A 17,269-nucleotide genomic window follows, 5' to 3' on the forward strand; every position below is an offset into this window, starting at 1 on the left:
TCATTGGTAGTAGGTTTTGCCGCGGATATTGCCGTGCGGCGGTGCCGGCTTCACGGTCTCGCTTGCGGCAGGAGCCTGATCGAGACCAGATCTGAGAATGTTGGCGACAGACGAATAGGTCAGCGCATTGATGACCAACGCACGCTCACAGGCCAATTCCAGCCGATCGGTTTCGTAACGACGCGCCAGGGAGAGAATGCCCTGAGCGGATCTGTAGCCTTGCTCCGGGTGCGGCCGATCGCTAAGCAGACGCTCGATAAATATCGCAGTATTGGCCCCAACCTTCGCCGCTTCCTTGCGCAACGTGTGAGGCGTCGTGTTTGCATAGCGCTGGTGAGCTTTCGGCATATGCTCATTGACAGTGATATGGCCGGAACGCTGGGAGCTTCGGATGTGGCTGGCGACCCGCTTGTGGTCAAAGAAGATCTCGACCGCTCGATACGTCAGCCTGATATCGACCTTCCTGCCGATCAGACCGTGCGGCACGGAATAGAACGTCTTGTCGACGTCGACATGGTAATCGGGATGAACCTTGGCGACCTTCCATTCCGCGTATTCAAACGGCGTTGGCGGCAGTGGCTTGAGCTGGGAGCGCTCGACCTCATCGAACAGGGCTCGCCGGGATTTTCCATACCGACGCATCGTACGGGTGTTAAGGTCCTCGATCAGAGCGCTGATGCGGATATTGAGATCGACAAGGCTGAAGAAACGGTCGTTTCGAAGTCTGGCCAGAACCCACCTCTCGACGATTAAAACCGATCCCTCCGCGGATGGTTTATCCCGAGGACGCCGCGGCCGTGCTGGCAATACGGTCGTATCGTAGTGTTCGGCGAAGGCAGCAAATGTCGCGTTCAACGTCGGTTCGAACCAGAGAGCCTTGGCAATCGCGGATTTGAGGTTGTCGCAGATCGTTGTCTTCGTCACCCCACCGAAGTAACTGAAGGCTCGCTGGTTCGCCTCGATCCAATCCGGCAGCTTCTGACTGAAGCTGGCATAGGAGAACACCAATTGCGATGCACTCAGCACGGCCACATAAATCTGTGCTGCCCGGATCTCGCCAGAAGACGGATCGATGATCGGGATCGTATGGCCGGCATAGTCGCATTCCATCGCGACACCAGCCACATGACGACTGCGATAGGTGGGTTTGGCGCGGCTCTCATAATCAGCAAATCGGCAGCAGAACCAGGTGTAGCCGTATCCATCCGGATGGACCTCCCGGTATTCCTGCCATAGCAGGTTGAGCGTCACGCCTTTGCGTTTCAACTCGCTGGCCACTTTCGGCCAGTTCGGTTCCTCGCTGTCTCGAGGAGGTCGCCCCATCCGCCGGAATAGTCGCTGCTCCAGGAGCTCGTCATCATCCAGACCGGGTGGAAGTGGCCATGCTGCAAGCCCCGCCTCCCGCGCCCGCAGCAGATACGTTGAGACCGACGTCTTGCTCATCTTCAGCCGCTCAGAAACGGCGCGTATCGACAATTCCTGCTCGAACGTCAGCCGCAGTATCGATCGAATGTCTTTCACATCAGTATGTCTCGCTTGTTTCCGTCTAGGCATTAGATCCTCGCTTAAAACACGAGAACAAATTGCCAGATCGGCGCTCACGAGATTCGATCTAAATCCGCTGTCGCTTCTGTCCGCGACTTATTGAATTTGCTGTCCCGAACTTTCTGAATTCGGTGTCCGCGACTTACTGAAATCTTTGTCCGGGACTTTGTGAAACCCGCAACCCGGCGGCGCGCCCTACACCGTGCGGAACACGAATGCCGGGTTATTATGGCGCAGACGGGGCTTCACGTCCATGTCATGGCAGCTGCCATGGAGCAGATGAACACGATACTGGACGCTTTTTTCTGTGCGAGCGTTGCCGGGGACAAGTGCTGATCTGCCGATGCTGCGACCGCGGACAGATTTATTGCGCCGGAGGCTGCGCGCGTGTCGCCCGTGCCGAGCGGCGTCGGGATGTCGCCAGGCGTTATCAGACGAGCCGGAAGGGCCGCTTTGCTCATGCAGCCCGCAGCCGCCGATATCGGGCCCGCCACAATAAAGTGACGCACCATGGTTCACTCGCCAGCGATGCCGATGTTGATGTGATAGTGGCTTCGGTGACGACACCGAACGAGGCATCCGACCCTGCTGACACGCCGCCTTTGACCGAGCCTGCGATCCTTGAAGGATTGCCGACCGGCATTCTGGGGCATCATTGTCACTGGTGCGGCCGCTGGTGCTCACCTTTTGTCCGCAGTTTGGGCGGCGATAGATCGCCTCGATGCCCATCTTCTTCATCAGCGTGGCGAAGTGCAGCCGCCCAGCTTCCAGCCCTTCTCCTCTCAAGAGCCCTTGCAACATCCGACTTCTGGCAAACGGGTAATCGAGATGCAGTTCGTCGATCCGGCGCATAAGGGCCAGATCACCGTCACACACCTGACGAGAACGATAATAGACGCTGCCACGGCTGAAGCCGAAAAGCTTTGCCTGGCGTGACACGGAGAGTTTGTGCTCGCGGTCGATCATTTCTTTCCGCCCAGCAATCCCGCCTTGCCAAGCGCACCGGATAAAAAAATCGTTCTCCAGTGTCAGCTCGCCGATCTTGGCGTGTAGTGTTTTGACATCGCCGGTTGGACCCGCCGGTTCCGCCTTAGCTTCATCACCGAAAACTCCTGTCGCCCCCTCAAGGAGCTGGTCTTTCCACTGCTTGATTTGGGTGGCGTGCACGTCGAACTGTTGGGATAATTCCACCAGCGTCTGCTCGCCTCGGATGGCGGCGAGCGCCACCTTTGCCTTGAAAGCCGGGCTATGGTTCCGGCGCGGTCGTCTTGTAATGGTCTCTCCTGTTCCCGACATCTAAGCCGAAGTCAGGCAAAAATTCCACTTATCCCACTGTGCAGATTTCCCGAGCCAGCTCTGTTCCCGTGTCTCATTTCTTCGAAGTAAGTGAGCCTATAATCGGAAAGCCGCTTAGCGAGAAAGACGAATTATTCCATTTTGTGGGTACTATCGAAGGTCTCGATCTCAACAAGTCCTTTGCCCAGATTGTCGACGAGCACGTTCGCTGGAAAATCCTGTCATTGGTAAAGGCAATCGCGAACGCAGAAAAATGCGGAATTAGGTAGTAAATGCCACCAAGTGAAGCCCGCGAGAGCGCCAGTCTAGTGACGACATCCGTCGTCCGGATCATCAGATGAACCGATATCCGACGGCTCAATTGCCTCCCGGCGATGCTCGAGTATCGCCGGTGAATCCAAGATGTCGCCAAGGTAGTCGATGTCGCCCCCTGTGACACCGCATTCTGAAAAGATGTCACGCCATCTTCCTATCCATCCGGCCATCTGGTTCCATTCGTGCCGGGCATCCTCTTTGGACATGCCGAAGTGTGGCGCTGCCGCCACGGCGTGTGCGATGCTAAAGTCGTTCCGGAACTTCGGACTCGAGGAGATCTGGATCGCCTGCTGGCCGAGACCGTTCATCTGGGTCGGAATGTCGAAAGCCGGCGACAGCAGCCATCCATCTTCGGCATGAAGAAAGGCATGGTTCTTTGTATGATCATCAGTATTGTCTATCATGATGTTGAACGCCATTCTGCGGAACAGTTCACGCTGCATGTAATGAATGCGGTCGGGAATGCCATGCCGCCGGATAATCGCAGCAATGGTGGCATAACTATCGTCCGCCTCCGGAGACAGCAGCGTGCGCGCTGAAACAGCATGCACGCGCTGGTCGTCTACACGGTCAAACCGACGAACCATCAGAATATGGTCGATCCCGCCGGGAATAACCTGTGACGACGCGACGTGTAGGCCAGCTCGGCGGCCCAATTCCATGCAGGCATGCTCGACAAGGAGTTGATCCACGTTGCTGCCACGCGGAAATTTGGCGATCCACTCTCCTGCATCGTCTTCGATTAGCATCTTGGGATGGGCACCGCCCATGCTGCCGGCGCTCGCAATGAGTTGCCTTTCACGTTCGGTGAGAGGTTCACGTTCAAGGACGCGTGCAATTAGTGCCTCCGCCTCTTGGAGGGAATCCAAACTCATCAGTGGCTGTTCGTTGACAGGGCGATACTCGTCGAAGCTGGAAGACATCCCAAGCGCACCAAAACGCCGGTCGCCCGCATACCAGAGCTTGTCGAGAGGACTCATGCGCGATGGGCGCGAGACGACCCTGATCATGCGCTCACCCCAGCGATCCGGCATGGCGTCTTCGATTGCTCCAGGAGCCACCATGTCCTTCAAGGGGGCATGCACCTTCTTGTCAAGGGTGAGGTCTGGAGACAGAGGAAATCCCGAACGCCTCCACTCGTCATCCAGTTCAAGAAGGCATCTCCGATTGCTCGCCTCAAGCTTCACCTGCCCAACAAAGCGCGGATCGAGCGGATTTTCAAGATACCAGACCGCAAGAGAATTTCCTCGGAAGTCGCCCATGCTACCCTCTCTTTCGGCTTGCCCGGTTCACGTCGATCATTATGGCGTACTCGTCCTCGCCAGGCTCGAGGAGCTCGGAAAGCTTTTCGGACTTTCCAAAAATCCAAAGCGCCACAGCATAAACACCTATAGACACCCTTGCATCGCCCGCCTCCATCCTGCGCAACGTGGGGATAGAAGTCCCCATTCGTGTAGCCATAGTCTTCAGACTGTCTCCTCTGCGCTCGCGGGCGATGCGCAGGTGAGAGCCAAGCGTCTCCAGCGCAACCAATGTCGCGTCAGTCAGGATCTCAAGCGACGCGGAGTTCTTTGACATGAACTTATATTTTCTCTTTAGGGTAATTTTATGAAATTATATGTTCTTTTGGGCGAATACAAGAGCTATCGCTCATTCCGTCATTTGAACGGATTCCGACACGGCCTCATGCATTCCACAATACTACTTGTCGGCCATGTTGGTCAGGTCATGGAGCGGCTCGCACGCTCTAAGACGATCCCAAGGAAGTCGATGAGATTGTTGGTGGCAGTTGCTACCTAACACCGGAAAAATGAGCCATTTTTCACGGGAGGAATAGTCAGGATAGAGGCTATAATCTCTTGTCTATCTACCCAAATCTGGGTCCGAAAAGAATATGCTGCCGTAAGCAAATTAAAATGTCCTGAGCTGAACGTCTTGGTTTACAGCGTGGGGAGCCGAAAATTGCCGATATGGAGAGAAATTATACCGGAGCTGCTGGGAGTGAATACATGGATCACGATTTTGCGTTCGTAATTTCTGGCGGCAAAGTCTATAGCAAAGCGGCTCGGCCGAAGTACCTCTGCTATGCGGATAGGGCCAACACTGTGTGTCAGCCGCACTTGAGTTCATCACGGCAATAGATCTGAACGATCTCATCGAAACTGGCATCTGGGACAAAGCCAAGATCCAGAGCGAGGCGTGCGTCAAAGGATTTGGGCCAGGAGCTGACAATCATGTGAATCGCCGGATCGGGCTCTTCGCGAATGAGGGCCACTGCATCGTCACCGGCAACCTTCCGCAAGGCTTCGATTTGGTCTTCCACCGACGCTGAGACGCCAGGCATCGTCAACGCCCGGACAGTGAGGTCCGGGCCCGCAACCTCTGCGGCCCTGATGAGGAAATCTACCGCCTTCCGCGGTGAAGCGAACCAATGGCGAATGTCGCGCGATACGGGGAGGACGGCTTCTTCGCCGTTCAGGGGCTCGCGGATGATGCTCGAATAGAAACTCGACGCCGCCTTATTGGGTTTACCGGGTCGCACGCAAATCGTCGGGAGGCGTATACTCAAGCCATCTATGATCCCGCGCCTGGCATAGTCGGCGACGAGAAGCTCCCCCATCGCCTTTTGTGCGCCATAGCTTGATAGGGGACGCGGGAGATAATCATCTGGAATGACATCCGGAAGTGGCGCGCCGAAAACCGCAATCGAGGATGTGAACACGAAACGCGGTCGGTAATCTTGTCCGATCGTGCGAACGGCATTGAGTAGCGCGCGGGTCCCCTCTAAGTTGACCCGGTAGCCTTTCTCGAGGTCGGCTTCCGCCTCTCCCGATACCACCGCAGCAAGATGAAAGATCACGTCAGGACGATACAACAGGATACGCTCTGCCTCTCCTTGGTCCGAAAAGTCAGACGTCAGAACATCGACGTCAAAGTTACCGTTTACACGCGCCGCCGGCACAATATCGTGAAGGGTAAACGCCGTGATGGCCTTTCCAGCAAGCTCTCCTTCGGCCGCAAGGCGCTCGGTCAGTCTTCGCCCGAGCATTCCAGCTGCTCCCAGGATGGCAATACGCATGACTACACTCCCATATAAAGTATCATGTTCGGCAGCGGGTCGTAGCTCTTTGCCCATCGCCCATGCACACCTTAGTGGTGAAAGTGACACGTACACGCGCGTTTTCTCACGAGCTCTAATGTCTACTGCCCCGCGCAAACTCAGTTTGCGCTTATCCCCGCCGGGGCTGCCGCTACTTTTCTAAAGTACTTTTTCCTCAGCGACAACTTGGCAAACGCAATCCACAGCGACAATATCGCCCACGGTTCCCGTTTGTCGACATTCCAGCTTCATTTCGCGGTCGCGAGTCGCCAAGCTTGCCCTAGACGATTGCACGAGAAGACATTGCATCGGAATTCGCACGAAATTAAATCTTGGGGACTGGGGGTTGTGGTCTGGAGCATGGCAGCAAGAGGGCTGCGATTGGAAAGAATTCAAAGGTGTTTCCTTGGTGATTGCCGCCTCTACCTTCCGTCAGGTAGTTGATGACCGATACCTACGCCTTATTGTCCGTCGACGTTGTAGCCGCGATGTGGGCCACATCACGCGCGCTGTCTCGGGCGCTCTTCTCGGATTCCCGCGCGCTCTTTGCCGCGTTACGCGACAATTATCCGGGCGGGGATCCCTACGTTAATTACGAACGCAAGCGTGTGCTGCCAATCTCAACGTTATGGGCCGCTAGGACAAAGTCCGGTCTGAAAAAATCATCGAGAGGAAGGGCGACGATTGCGCCAAGCCCGCCTGCGCCAGTGGGCGCGCCACGATCCGTTTGCGCGCCGCCTTGATCCCGTTGACGAAAGGCACTGGCGAGGAATTGGCGAAATTCTGCAGCGCCGGGGCGGCCTCATGGGCGAAACGGGAGGCGGCATATTTGCTGTGACGGATGGTGATCTCTTCGAAATCCTCCACGCCCCATAGATTGCGGTTCTGGCAGACCGCTCGAAGGTAGAAGCTCGCCATGCCGAGCGTTTTGGCACCAACCTCGCTGTTCCAGGCATAGAATCCTCGGAAGAACAGGTCGGGCGACCCACCGGGCAGCTCGCCAGCCTCGATGGGGTTCAGATCGTCGACGAGGAACAGGAACACGTCGCGGTCGCTGGCATAGGCGTGGTGGTGTCCTTGGTGATATTGACGCGCGGAATATAGATCCCGGTCGACCAGTCGAGCACACCCGGCACCTTCCAGCGCGTGTAACCGGTGCCATTGCCGGCGATGCGCTGAACCGCTTCGACGAGTTCGTGATCGTAGATGCGACCGTAATCGACACCGGTTGACGCCCGCAGCTCGACGCGACCACCATCGGTTTCGAGCGTCTTGATCTGCTCGGCCCGATGCGAGGTCAGACGGTATTGCAGATTGATCCCGGCGAGCGCGGCGGGGAGTTGGCGCAAATAGGCGGCCGGCGCACCGACCTGGGCAGCGAGCTGTCCAAGACTCCAGTGCGTCGGCGCGATGGGCGCGTCTGCACCGGGAAGGATCAACTCCAGGCGCTCGGGATTGGTGCGGCTCGCCTCGACATGGATGAGCGCGCTTTGCACAACGCGGGTCCGGCTGCGTTCGGCACGATCACGCACCATCCGAGCCAGTTCGCCAAGCGACAGGAAGCGCTCGTCATGAGGGCGGGAATACCATTCGGATGAGACGCGACCGACCTGTCGGCCGCGGCTCTGATCAACCTTGAAGCCACCACTCTGATCACGGGGGGTGTCCAGTACCTGAATGTTCATAGGATCTACTCCAGGACGGGTGCCGGAAGCCTCTCTCTCGGCCCTCCCACGTCCACGAAATGAGACGCCGCCTCTTACTCTGGAGGGATAGCGCACGACCGAAACGGACAAATGGAGAAGCCAAAGACATGAAGCCGGCACAACGTCCTTGGATAAACTTCGGTCCTCCGGCGACATTGAGAACCAAAGCTGCATGGGGTCAGCACGTAAAGTCGCAACCGACCGCAAGAGCATTTCTCCAGGCCTGCGTTCTCCCCTTGCCGTTATTGCCCCGCCTGCCCGAGTTTTTAGCGACGAAACGAGAAACGACGCTTCCACATTTTCCGAGCCAGGAACATTTGCCGGCAAGGACGAAGGCTTTCGCGCGAGTCGCCAGTCCGGCCCTATGGCCACGCTGGCGGATGCGTTTCATCTCAACACGCGCAGTCGATCATGTTCTCACCGACGGCGGTGACGGACAGGGTCGCAACGCGCTTCAGGTTTATGACGTTATGCTAACGAAGATTCCGCCGGATAAGCGCAACTATGATTGCGCATAGACTTGATATTTGCGCGTATCTGGGCATTCTTGCGCCTACTCCGTTAGGCGCAAGAAAAGCAACGAATCGTGGCGAACCAAATTCCTGAGGACGCATTTGCTGCGATCGAAGAGATCGTAAGCCAGCACACAGGTGCTATTCCAGCATCAGAGATTCTTCGCGCTCTGCAAACGCCTATCCCCCAACGCACCCTGCAATACCGGCTGAAACGGCTGGTATCGGATGATCGCTTGATTATGGAGGGCGAAGGCCGCTGGGCAAAATATCGCCTGCCCGACCACGCTTCGTCCCCTCCATCACCTGGCGAGGACAGGGTTTTCGACATTACACTTTCCGATGCAGCCAAATCAGTGCGCGATTATGTTCGACAGCCGTCCGAAGCCCGTAAGCCGGTCGGTTACAATCGCGAGTTTCTCAACAGCTACCGCCCGAACGTTACCTTTTATTTGACCCAATCCGAGCGCCTCCATCTGACGTCGGTCGGGCGGCTACAGGTCGCAGAGCAGCCAGCAGGAACCTATGCCAAGCATATCTTGAGCAGGCTTCTGATCGACCTTGCCTGGAACTCGAGCCGGCTTGAGGGCAATACCTATTCGCTGCTCGACACCAAGCGCCTCATTGAACTCGGTGAAGAAGCCGAGGGCCGAGCCCATCTCGAAGCGCAGATGATCCTCAACCACAAGGACGCAATCGAGTTCCTGGTCAGCGCAGCCGATGACATCGGCTTCAACCGCTACACGATTCTCAATCTACATGGTCTGCTAGCCAATAACCTGCTTGTCGATCCATCAGCTGTGGGAAGGTTACGCTACATAGCGGTCGGAATTGAGCGGTCAGCGTTCCACCCTCTGGAAGTGCCGCCGCTCATTGAGGAATATTTCGATCAGATCCTGGCCACTGCCGACGCCATCACCGACCCGTTCGAGCAAGCATTTTTCGTTATGGTGCAATTGCCCTATCTTCAGCCCTTTGACGATGTGAACAAGCGCGTTTCCCGCCTTGCCGCGAACATCCCGTTTATCAAGCATAACCTCTCGCCGCTCTCCTTTGACGACGTACCACGGCAAGCCTACACAGAGGCGGCACTCGGTGTTTACGAGCTAAATCAGATGGATCTGCTCAAGGACCTCTTCTTGTGGGCCTATGAACGCTCGGCTGCGCGCTATGCCGCTGTTCGCCAATCGCTGGGCGAGCCCGATCCATTCAGGCTTCGCTATCGCGCCGAATTGCGCGAGCTCGTCGCGACCCTCATCCGAGGGTGCACCCGACGTAAGGAGATCGCCCAACGCATCGCAGCTTGGGCGGCAGAGAAAGTCGATCCCGCCGATCGTCGGCGCTTCATCGAGATTACCGAAGCCGAAGTAACGGGACTGCATGAAGGCAATTTTGCGCGCTATCAGATCCGACCCTCGGAGTTCGCAGACTGGCGCAAAGTCTGGGAGGCGGAATGACCGACAGCTCTTACCCGATTATCGCCGCCGACGACTTCGCACGCCGATTTTCAATGCGGCCAGGTGGCATAATGTGGCTACTTGGGGCTGGAGCGTCTGCCGCGGCCGGTATTCCCACGGCTTGGGACATGATTTGGGAATTCAAACAGCAAATTTATGTAAGTCAACGTCGCGTCTCGCCAAAAACCGTAGCCGACCTGGCAAATCCGGCGGTCCGTCGCTCATTGCAGAGCTTTATGGACGGCCTCGATCGGTTTCCACCAACAGGGGCTCCCGATGAATATGCGGCGTTGTTCGAAGCGGCCTATCCAAGCGAAAACGACCGCAGGACGTACATCGCGGCCAAACTCGCCGGTGCAAAACCGTCTTACGGCCACATGGCTCTGGCGACCTTCATGAGAGCAAGCCGCACCAAAATCGTATGGACCACAAACTTTGATCCGCTTGTCGCCGATGCATGTGCCAAGGTCTATGACGGGACGGGGCATCTGACCACCGTCGCGCTCGACGCTCCCGATCTCGCGCGAGACGTAATCAACGGCGAGCGCTGGCCTGCGGAAATCAAGTTACACGGCGATTTCCGATCGGCAGTAAGGATGACCGCTCGACTGCTGCCCAATGGGGAAGAATTATCAACATATCCAGCATGGCGGCATTGATGACTCCTGCGAAAAGACCCGACTATGGTGCCGCAAAGGCCGCGATGGATTGCGATGACAGCCTCTTTGGCGAAGGAGGTTGCGATGGATGGCATCACAGCCAACACGGTATCGCCCGGAACAATTAAAAGCGGCAGGCTAGACGAAGGCTTCCGCAAGGTAGCCGCCGCGCAAGGCCTTGCGCTGGACGCACCATGGACCGAAATCGAGAAAATAGTGCTGCCGATGTTTGCCCAAGTCCCCATGGGAAGGGTTGGAACACTTGAGGAGATCGCCGATGCCATCGCCTTCCTCGTTAGTCCACGCGCCTGCTATATTACGGGAGCGAACCTGCGACTTGATGGCGGCATGTGGCCAGGCCTTTGATTGTCGAGGCCTATCCGAACTACGAGCCGATATCTTGTACTGCTGCCATCGGCGCTCTGAACGTCGCCGTGAACCCCGAAGGGAGATAGGACTTCTCGGCGTGTCCCGTCCCCGCGATCCCCATGCGGATCAGCCTCGAGCCGAACCCGCGCCTGATCGGCTCAGATATCTCCGGCCCGCCGCTTTCGGTCCAAACCATCGATAGGGTCGGGACACCGTCAAGATCATCGACCGACCACTTCACAGAAACCCGGCCCGACCCGTTCGAAAGAGCTCCGTACTTGATGGCGTTGGTGGCCAGTTCGTGGAGGAGAAGGGAGAGCGATAATCCAGCCTTGGGACCAAGGGTAACCTTTGGGCCGTCCAGGTCCCGACGCGTCCCGTCGGCGTGAAGGGTGAGCACGCTGAGCATCACGTCACCGATCTCGGCCGACGACCAATTCTCCCGAAGCAGCACGTCATGTGCCCTGCTGAGCGCCTGAAGCCGACCCGTAAACGCATCGACCGCATCGCGCTCAGTCACGTCTTTCAATGCCTGGGCAGCGATCGCCAGCACCATCGACAACGTATTCTTCATGCGATGACTGAGTTCGGCGGTGAGAAACTTTCGCTCTTCCTCCGCCTGTGCCATGGCTCTCGTTTGTGCGAGCATTTGTTCGCTCAAACTGCGTTGAACCTCCGCCTCTTCCGATTTCTCCCGCAGGGCCTTACGCAGTTCAAGCTGTGCCATGACCTGCCGCGCGAGCAGACGGAGTGTGTCCTGCTGCAACTCGTCGAGGACCATCGGCTCGTACCCGAGAACGCATACTGTACCGATAGGGAGATCGTCTTCCGTCTTGAGGATCGCGCCAGCGTAGAAGCGAAGATGCGGCTCGCCTGTCACCAGAGGATTGCAGTCGAAACGCTTGTCCTTGGTCGCATCCGGAACCATCAGAAAGTCGTTCTCGAGGATCGCTTTGGCACAGAACGAGCTGTCGAACGGGGTGGACCTCACCCCCAACCCGACCTCGGCCTTGAAAAACTGCCGCCGATCCCCGATCAGGTTGACGACGGCAATCGGTGTGCCGCACAAACGCGACGCGATCTTTGCAATGTCATCGAAATCCTTCTCCGGTTCCGTGTCCAGAACGTCATAGGAATACAACGCGGCGAGCCGACGTTCTTCGGGGAAGTCGACTGCGAGATTTTTCAACGAGGGATTTCCTTGGCCTGACAAACTCAGGTCTCCATGGGATTGATATACCAACGCACGATGTAAAGCGACGAATATCGGGGTAGGATTCAGCCGGCCGCCGTCCTGATGACCGCCAGCACCTCGCGCTCCGAATACGGCTTGCCGACAAAGCCGATCGGCTGCCACTGCATCGCCATCTGCCGGGTTCGTTCGTCGAGGTTCCCGCTGACGAACAGAGACGGGATGTTCCACCTCTGCCTCAGTGCGGCGGCCGTATCGACGCCGTTCGACCCACGCGCCAGGTTGATGTCCATGATGGCGACGTCGATCCCTCCGTCCACGCTTTCGGCGATAGCTAGCGCCTGGGGCATGTCGGAGGCCTGGCCTACGACCGTATAGCCAGCATCCAGCAGCATGTCTTCGAGGTCGAGCGCCAACAGCATCTCATCCTCGACAATCATAACCCGCAAAGCCGTCATCTGTCGTTTCCCTCGAAGGCCAGCATGAAGCGATAGCCATCAGGAGCATTGGCCTCTGCGACAACACCGCCGAGCTGGGAAGCCATGGTGGCTATCAGTCTACCCCCCAGTTCGTCGGACCCCATTGGCGAGGCCACGTCCGACCCCGACACCGTTAGTTCTATCTGACCTTCGGCAGTGGTCTTCAGTGAAACGGTAATCGGATTTTGCTCGTCGGCCCCTCTCAACGCCCCGGCCAGAAGCTCGTTGACGATGACCGATATCGGTATAGCGCGTTCGGTGGGCAGCTCCAACGCGTCGGCATCGACGATGATCGCCTTGGGCCCGTCGCCCACGAGATCAAGGCAGAGCTTTGACAAGTGGTCAGCCATGTCCACGCTGAGCGAATTATGGTTTCGATAGAGCCGTTCGTGTACGGATATGATGGCTCGGACTCGCGAAATCGCCCGGGCGAAGGCTTCGTTCGTGGCAGGGTCCCGTAGTTTTCGCGCCTGCAATCGCAATGTGCTGATAACCAGCTGAAGGCTGTTCTTCACGCGGTGGTTGACCTCGGCGAGAAGAAGTTCCTTCTGCTCGATCAGTTCCGCCTGTGCGGCGAGTGCGGCGCTTAATTCGGCCTCCCTTATTCGATCTGCGGTGACGTCCATCAAGACGCCGATCATGCGGACCTTCCCGGTGGAGGTCCTCAACACCTCGCCTCTCGACGTGACGTGCCGCACTTCCCCGGACGGCAGGAGGATACGGTAATCGAACTTCATCGCCGTTCTGTCCGGACAGTCCATCACGTCGGCGACGACCTTCTTCGTGGACAGAAGGTCGTCGGGGTGCATCCTTGCAAAGAAAGGCGCCGCGAGGGGGCCGCCCTCTCCGGGCTCGAAACCGAAGATCACGTCGACGGAATGGCTGCGCCTCCAGATATCGGTTTCCGGTTCGTATTCCCAGCTGGCAAGGTCCGCGGCGTGTAGGGCGACGCGAAGGCGGGCGTCTGCCTCTTTTGCCTTCAGGACGCTCTCGGTGACGTCCATGGGATTCTGGATGATGTATTCGACTTCGCCGTCGTCATCCGTCACGGGAGTGTGGACAGGGGTCCAGAACTTCTGCATGAAGCCCCCGCCCGGCTGGGGGATGTCGTACTGGATGACCGCCATCTCATGTGGCTTGCCGGTCTCAATGACGTGGCGCAGAGAAACTTCGAGGGGGCCCTGTTCGACAGTTCCCTCGGCATCGGGGTTTTCGGGGAATGCCACCAGGATATTCTGACCGACGATATCGGCCAGGCTGCGGTCTGTCAGCGCCAGGTATGCGTCGCTGGCTCCGACGATCATGAGGTCGGTGTCGAGAACCAGATATGGCTGAGGCATTCCCTTGAGGATGGCCGCGAAATTCGTGTTGGACATGGACATTTAGAGCGGCACCCAAGATTCTTTTCCGTCATGACAGACTATCAGGCGTTGAAGTCCTTTCAATAAGCCGCTCCCAGAAATAGAGCGGCGATCTCGAAGAGAAAGTCGTAAGGCTCTGTGTTGAAGTACCTGGGCCTGTCAAACAGCGATGGTCTCGTACGTGAATATAAGCGATCCGACAGACGGCTCAACCTTCTTCGTCTTTTGCTTTCGAGGGGACCATCCCTCGGCGGTCGTCATAGGGAATTTTCTCCCTGGCGATATCCGCCGTGATCGGCCTGGCTTCAGTCTTAGCGCCGGCGGCACGTTCCAAATTGCTGACCTCCCGATCGAAGCCCCGCCGTCGACATGCAAGGTCTGTCCGGTGATGAACGCCGCATCGTCGGAGAGCAGGAAACCGATCACGCCGGCTACTTCCTCCGGCCTGCCGAAGCGGCCCATAGGAATCGCTGATAGGTATCGCTCTTCACCGTTGCTTCCGATAGGGTTATTTGTACGGAACAGTTCGGTCTCCGTGGGTCCAGGCGAAATTGCATTGACGGTGATGCCGTCCATAGCGAGTTCCAGCGCCCAACTCCGGGTGAAGCTGACAAGTGCTGTCTTGGCTGTGGCGTAACTCGTCCGCTCAACGGCGCCGAGCACCGTGAGACTCGAGATATTGACAACCCGGCCCCACCCGCGCGACCGCATACCAGTCAATGGTGGCGCCATTGACCGCCATCTCAATGTTTGTCTATTTTAATAGACATTGTCGTTTACAATATCTTCTAAAATAGACAAAACTGCCGGAATATTTGCCATTATTTCTCCGATGTGATATATCCTAAAGTAGATATTAACGTCACTTGTGTATGCCATGGCAGAGAATGCGAATTCCTTTTTGTCACTTTCGCTAACCAGTCGATCAGCGTTGCAATTGCTTGCGTCCGAGATTCAGGCAGCTCGAAAGCTTCGCGGCTGGACAGAGGCCGATCTCGCCAAACGAACCGGATGTTCGCGGCTGACGATCCGCGCGATAGAAGCCGGCAAGCCAACCGTTGCAGTCGGCTACATCTTCGAAGCAGCGACGATGGTTGGGTTGGCCTTGTTCGGAGGCCCCTTTGAGACGAAAGCCCGGCTTTCTGAAACTAAGACAAAACTCGAGCTTCTGCCAGCACGTGTCCGATATCAAAAGCCGGAGCTGAAAGATGATTTCTGATCCCAGCGAACTTTACGTCTGGATATGGTTGCCGGGAGAAATCGAGCCAGTCGTCGTGGGGCGCGTAGTCCGTGAGAGGGATCGCTATTTCTTCAACTATGGTCGCAGCTACCTGGAGAGAAAAAAGGCAATCGCCATTTTTGATCTCGACCTGCCGCTCGGCGCGGGCGTCATCGAACCTCCGGCCGATCATTTTCTCGCACCATCCCTGCGCGACGCATTGCCTGACCGATGGGGCCGGCGCGTTATAGTCAATGAATTGTTGGGACTGAAGCAGGACGCGATCGACGAGGACGCCTTTGGCGAGATGACATTCATGCGCCATTCCGGTTCAGACAGAATCGGTGCGCTGGATTTTCAGGAGAGCGCGACGGAGCACATTGCTCGCGAGGGTGACCATGCGACGCTGACGGAGTTGCTGAGTTTCGCCGATAAGGTGGAAGCCGGGGAACCGGTCCCCGAAGGCTTGCACCGTGTCATCCTTCATGGCAGCTCGATCGGCGGTGCGCGCCCAAAGGCGCTCATCAGTGACCACCAGGCGGGGAAACCAAGGAAGCTGATCGCTAAATTCTCGGCCACGAATGACACATTCGCGATGGTCAAGGCGGAATTTGCAACCATGCGCCTGGCAGCATGTGCTGGTATGTCCGTGGCGCCGGTAGAAATAGATAGAGTCTTGGATCGCGATGTCCTTCTCGTCGAACGGTTCGACCGCATTTCCGTCGAAACATCATGGCAGAGGCGTGCAATGGTCTCCGCCCTGACATGGACACAGGAGAATGAACTCGCTGCCCATCATATCTCGTATCAGATGCTCGCGGAGATCATTCGAGCTCGGTTTTCCGAACCATTGGAAAACCTGACCGAACTTTTCTCGAGACTTTGCTTCAACATTCTCGTTGGAAACACCGATGACCATGCAAGAAATCATGCAGCCTTCTGGGATGGGAAGACACTCAACTTGACGCCCGCATATGATATCGCCCCGCAACGCCGGGGAACACCAGAAGCCAATCAAGCAATGATTGTCTCTGGAGGAAGTCGCGCTGCGAAGTTGATGAACGTCTTGGCTGTCGCGCCGTCGTTTTTGCTATCAAAGGCGCAAGCTCGCACGATTATCGATGATCAGACCGCCGCAATCATCGCCAACTGGCAACTAATCTGCGAGGAGGCTGGCATGACGGCAATTGAGCGACGTTTTTTTGAGGGGCGCCAGATCCTCAACGGCTATGCCTTCGACGGCTACGGCCGCGCCCCAAGGCTTGGCGAATGAGAAATGCGGCCCAGACTTCGTTTTCGGATATACCCGTTGTGGTGTGAGTATCCAAGACAAGTGCCTCATGTCTGCAAATCAAAAAACCGCCACGCGAAACCGGAAGGCCACTGTAGTTTGTGGAATTTTGCCCTCAGCCAAGCCCTGCTCACCTTTTGGTGACACGGTTCGCAGACGTCTCGGCAGAGGAACGTTTCTCCCTGGCAATGATCGATACCATCCGCCCGCGCACTTATGATTGAAGTTGTCGCGGAGGGAGCGGAAACACCTAAACATGCTGATGTCTTGCGCGATCTTGGTGTCGATGTCTTGCAGGGCTATGCGCTCAATCGACCTGAGCCTTGGGGCGTCGTAACCCGCAGACTGTCGCTGCAGGATATGACCGTGAGGGAGCACTTAAGGAATCGCCTTGTGTAGAGATGCCGCGTCAGTTCCAAGTCAATCTCTTCGATGCCGTTTCAGTCACCCAGGCATTCCTGCCTCATTTTCGCTGACGGCTTAGTGGCTTTGTCGTCAACGTGACGTCGATGGGCGGAATGATCACCATTCCTGGGATCGCCCACTTTCAGCTTGACGCTGGAAGCCTCTTTACCTGCTGCCTCGCGAGAACAACCGCTGGAAAGAAATCCTTCAAGACACTTCTGCAGTGTTTCGACATCTAGAAAGCCAAATTCTATTTGGTCGCGGGACGGATCTGGACGCATTTTCCACTCCTGCATCGGTCACCATCTGATCGTAGCGCAACGAAGGCCCGATGCAACCGTTCGTCCGCCCGCGGACAGAGGC

12 protein-coding genes and 5 pseudogenes are annotated in these 17,269 nt (G+C 56.9%); 7 read left to right on the forward strand and 10 right to left on the reverse strand.

The features are described from left to right. From istA to J5278_RS21405, 6 genes and pseudogenes are all read right to left on the reverse strand, one after another. Positions 1-1,554, reverse strand: a complete 1,554-nt coding sequence (gene istA / locus J5278_RS21380; protein ID WP_111221723.1) for an IS21 family transposase — start codon at positions 1,552-1,554, stop codon at positions 1-3. A gap of 687 nt (positions 1,555-2,241) precedes the next feature. Beyond that, positions 2,242-2,841 (reverse strand): annotated as a pseudogene (locus J5278_RS21385) (IS3 family transposase); the annotation flags it as partial. A gap of 305 nt (positions 2,842-3,146) precedes the next feature. Continuing rightward, a complete protein-coding gene (locus tag J5278_RS21390) occupies positions 3,147-4,418 on the reverse strand; it encodes a type II toxin-antitoxin system HipA family toxin (RefSeq protein WP_219259050.1) in 1,272 nt (423 codons plus the stop codon). A gap of 1 nt (position 4,419) precedes the next feature. Further along, the gene (locus J5278_RS21395; RefSeq protein WP_142832375.1) at positions 4,420-4,734 is read right to left on the reverse strand and encodes a helix-turn-helix transcriptional regulator; all 315 of its coding nucleotides are present in this window, start codon (positions 4,732-4,734) and stop codon (positions 4,420-4,422) included. 532 nt (positions 4,735-5,266) lie between these two features. Next, positions 5,267-6,235 carry a D-erythronate dehydrogenase gene (denD, locus tag J5278_RS21400; RefSeq protein ID WP_209188288.1) on the reverse strand — a complete coding sequence of 323 codons (969 nt, stop codon included), beginning with the start codon at positions 6,233-6,235 and terminating at the stop codon, positions 5,267-5,269. Between the two features lie 732 nt (positions 6,236-6,967). Then, positions 6,968-7,941 (reverse strand): annotated as a pseudogene (locus J5278_RS21405) (DUF932 domain-containing protein); the annotation flags it as partial. A gap of 607 nt (positions 7,942-8,548) precedes the next feature. On the opposite strand from J5278_RS21405, the gene J5278_RS21410 reads away from it, so the two are divergent. The 3 genes and pseudogenes from J5278_RS21410 to J5278_RS21420 all read left to right on the forward strand — a co-directional run. Then, positions 8,549-9,931 carry a Fic family protein gene (locus J5278_RS21410; RefSeq protein ID WP_219259052.1) on the forward strand — a complete coding sequence of 461 codons (1,383 nt, stop codon included), beginning with the start codon at positions 8,549-8,551 and terminating at the stop codon, positions 9,929-9,931. Beyond that, a complete protein-coding gene (locus J5278_RS21415; protein ID WP_257623472.1) occupies positions 9,928-10,590 on the forward strand; it encodes a hypothetical protein in 663 nt (220 codons plus the stop codon). The genes J5278_RS21410 and J5278_RS21415 overlap by 4 nt, the downstream gene beginning before the upstream one ends. Then, a pseudogene (locus tag J5278_RS21420) lies at positions 10,542-10,956 on the forward strand (SDR family oxidoreductase); the annotation flags it as partial. The gene J5278_RS21415 and the pseudogene J5278_RS21420, both read left to right, overlap by 49 nt. A gap of 19 nt (positions 10,957-10,975) precedes the next feature. Here J5278_RS21420 and J5278_RS21425 read toward each other — a convergent pair. The 4 genes from J5278_RS21425 to J5278_RS21440 form a co-directional block, all read right to left on the reverse strand. Beyond that, positions 10,976-12,148 (reverse strand): sensor histidine kinase, encoded by a 1,173-nt coding sequence (locus J5278_RS21425; RefSeq protein ID WP_219259054.1) that lies wholly within the window; start codon positions 12,146-12,148, stop codon positions 10,976-10,978. A gap of 89 nt (positions 12,149-12,237) precedes the next feature. After that, on the reverse strand, positions 12,238-12,609 hold the full coding sequence (locus J5278_RS21430) for a response regulator (protein WP_219259055.1): 372 nt from the start codon (positions 12,607-12,609) through the stop codon (positions 12,238-12,240). After that, positions 12,606-14,012 (reverse strand): sensor histidine kinase, encoded by a 1,407-nt coding sequence (locus J5278_RS21435; RefSeq protein WP_219259057.1) that lies wholly within the window; start codon positions 14,010-14,012, stop codon positions 12,606-12,608. The genes J5278_RS21430 and J5278_RS21435 overlap by 4 nt, the downstream gene beginning before the upstream one ends. 138 nt (positions 14,013-14,150) lie before the next feature. Continuing rightward, on the reverse strand, positions 14,151-14,723 hold the full coding sequence (locus tag J5278_RS21440; RefSeq protein ID WP_219259059.1) for an SDR family oxidoreductase: 573 nt from the start codon (positions 14,721-14,723) through the stop codon (positions 14,151-14,153). 145 nt (positions 14,724-14,868) lie between these two features. Here J5278_RS21440 and J5278_RS21445 point away from each other — a divergent pair, with 145 nt between their 5' ends. From J5278_RS21445 to J5278_RS31175, 4 genes and pseudogenes are all read left to right on the forward strand, one after another. After that, the gene (locus J5278_RS21445; RefSeq protein ID WP_209186906.1) at positions 14,869-15,210 is read left to right on the forward strand and encodes a helix-turn-helix domain-containing protein; all 342 of its coding nucleotides are present in this window, start codon (positions 14,869-14,871) and stop codon (positions 15,208-15,210) included. Continuing rightward, positions 15,200-16,483, forward strand: a complete 1,284-nt coding sequence (locus J5278_RS21450) for a type II toxin-antitoxin system HipA family toxin (protein WP_209207055.1) — start codon at positions 15,200-15,202, stop codon at positions 16,481-16,483. Before J5278_RS21445 ends, J5278_RS21450 begins: the two co-directional genes overlap by 11 nt. 213 nt (positions 16,484-16,696) lie before the next feature. Next, positions 16,697-16,900: pseudogene (locus tag J5278_RS21455) on the forward strand (hypothetical protein); the annotation flags it as partial. After that, positions 16,855-17,049 (forward strand): annotated as a pseudogene (locus J5278_RS31175) (SDR family NAD(P)-dependent oxidoreductase); the annotation flags it as partial. The pseudogenes J5278_RS21455 and J5278_RS31175, both read left to right, overlap by 46 nt. Between the last annotated feature and the right edge of the window lie 220 nt (positions 17,050-17,269).

Origin of the sequence: Rhizobium sp. B21/90, from assembly GCF_019355815.1 — a bacterium.
Classification (GTDB): Bacteria; Pseudomonadota; Alphaproteobacteria; order Rhizobiales; family Rhizobiaceae; genus Rhizobium; species Rhizobium rhododendri.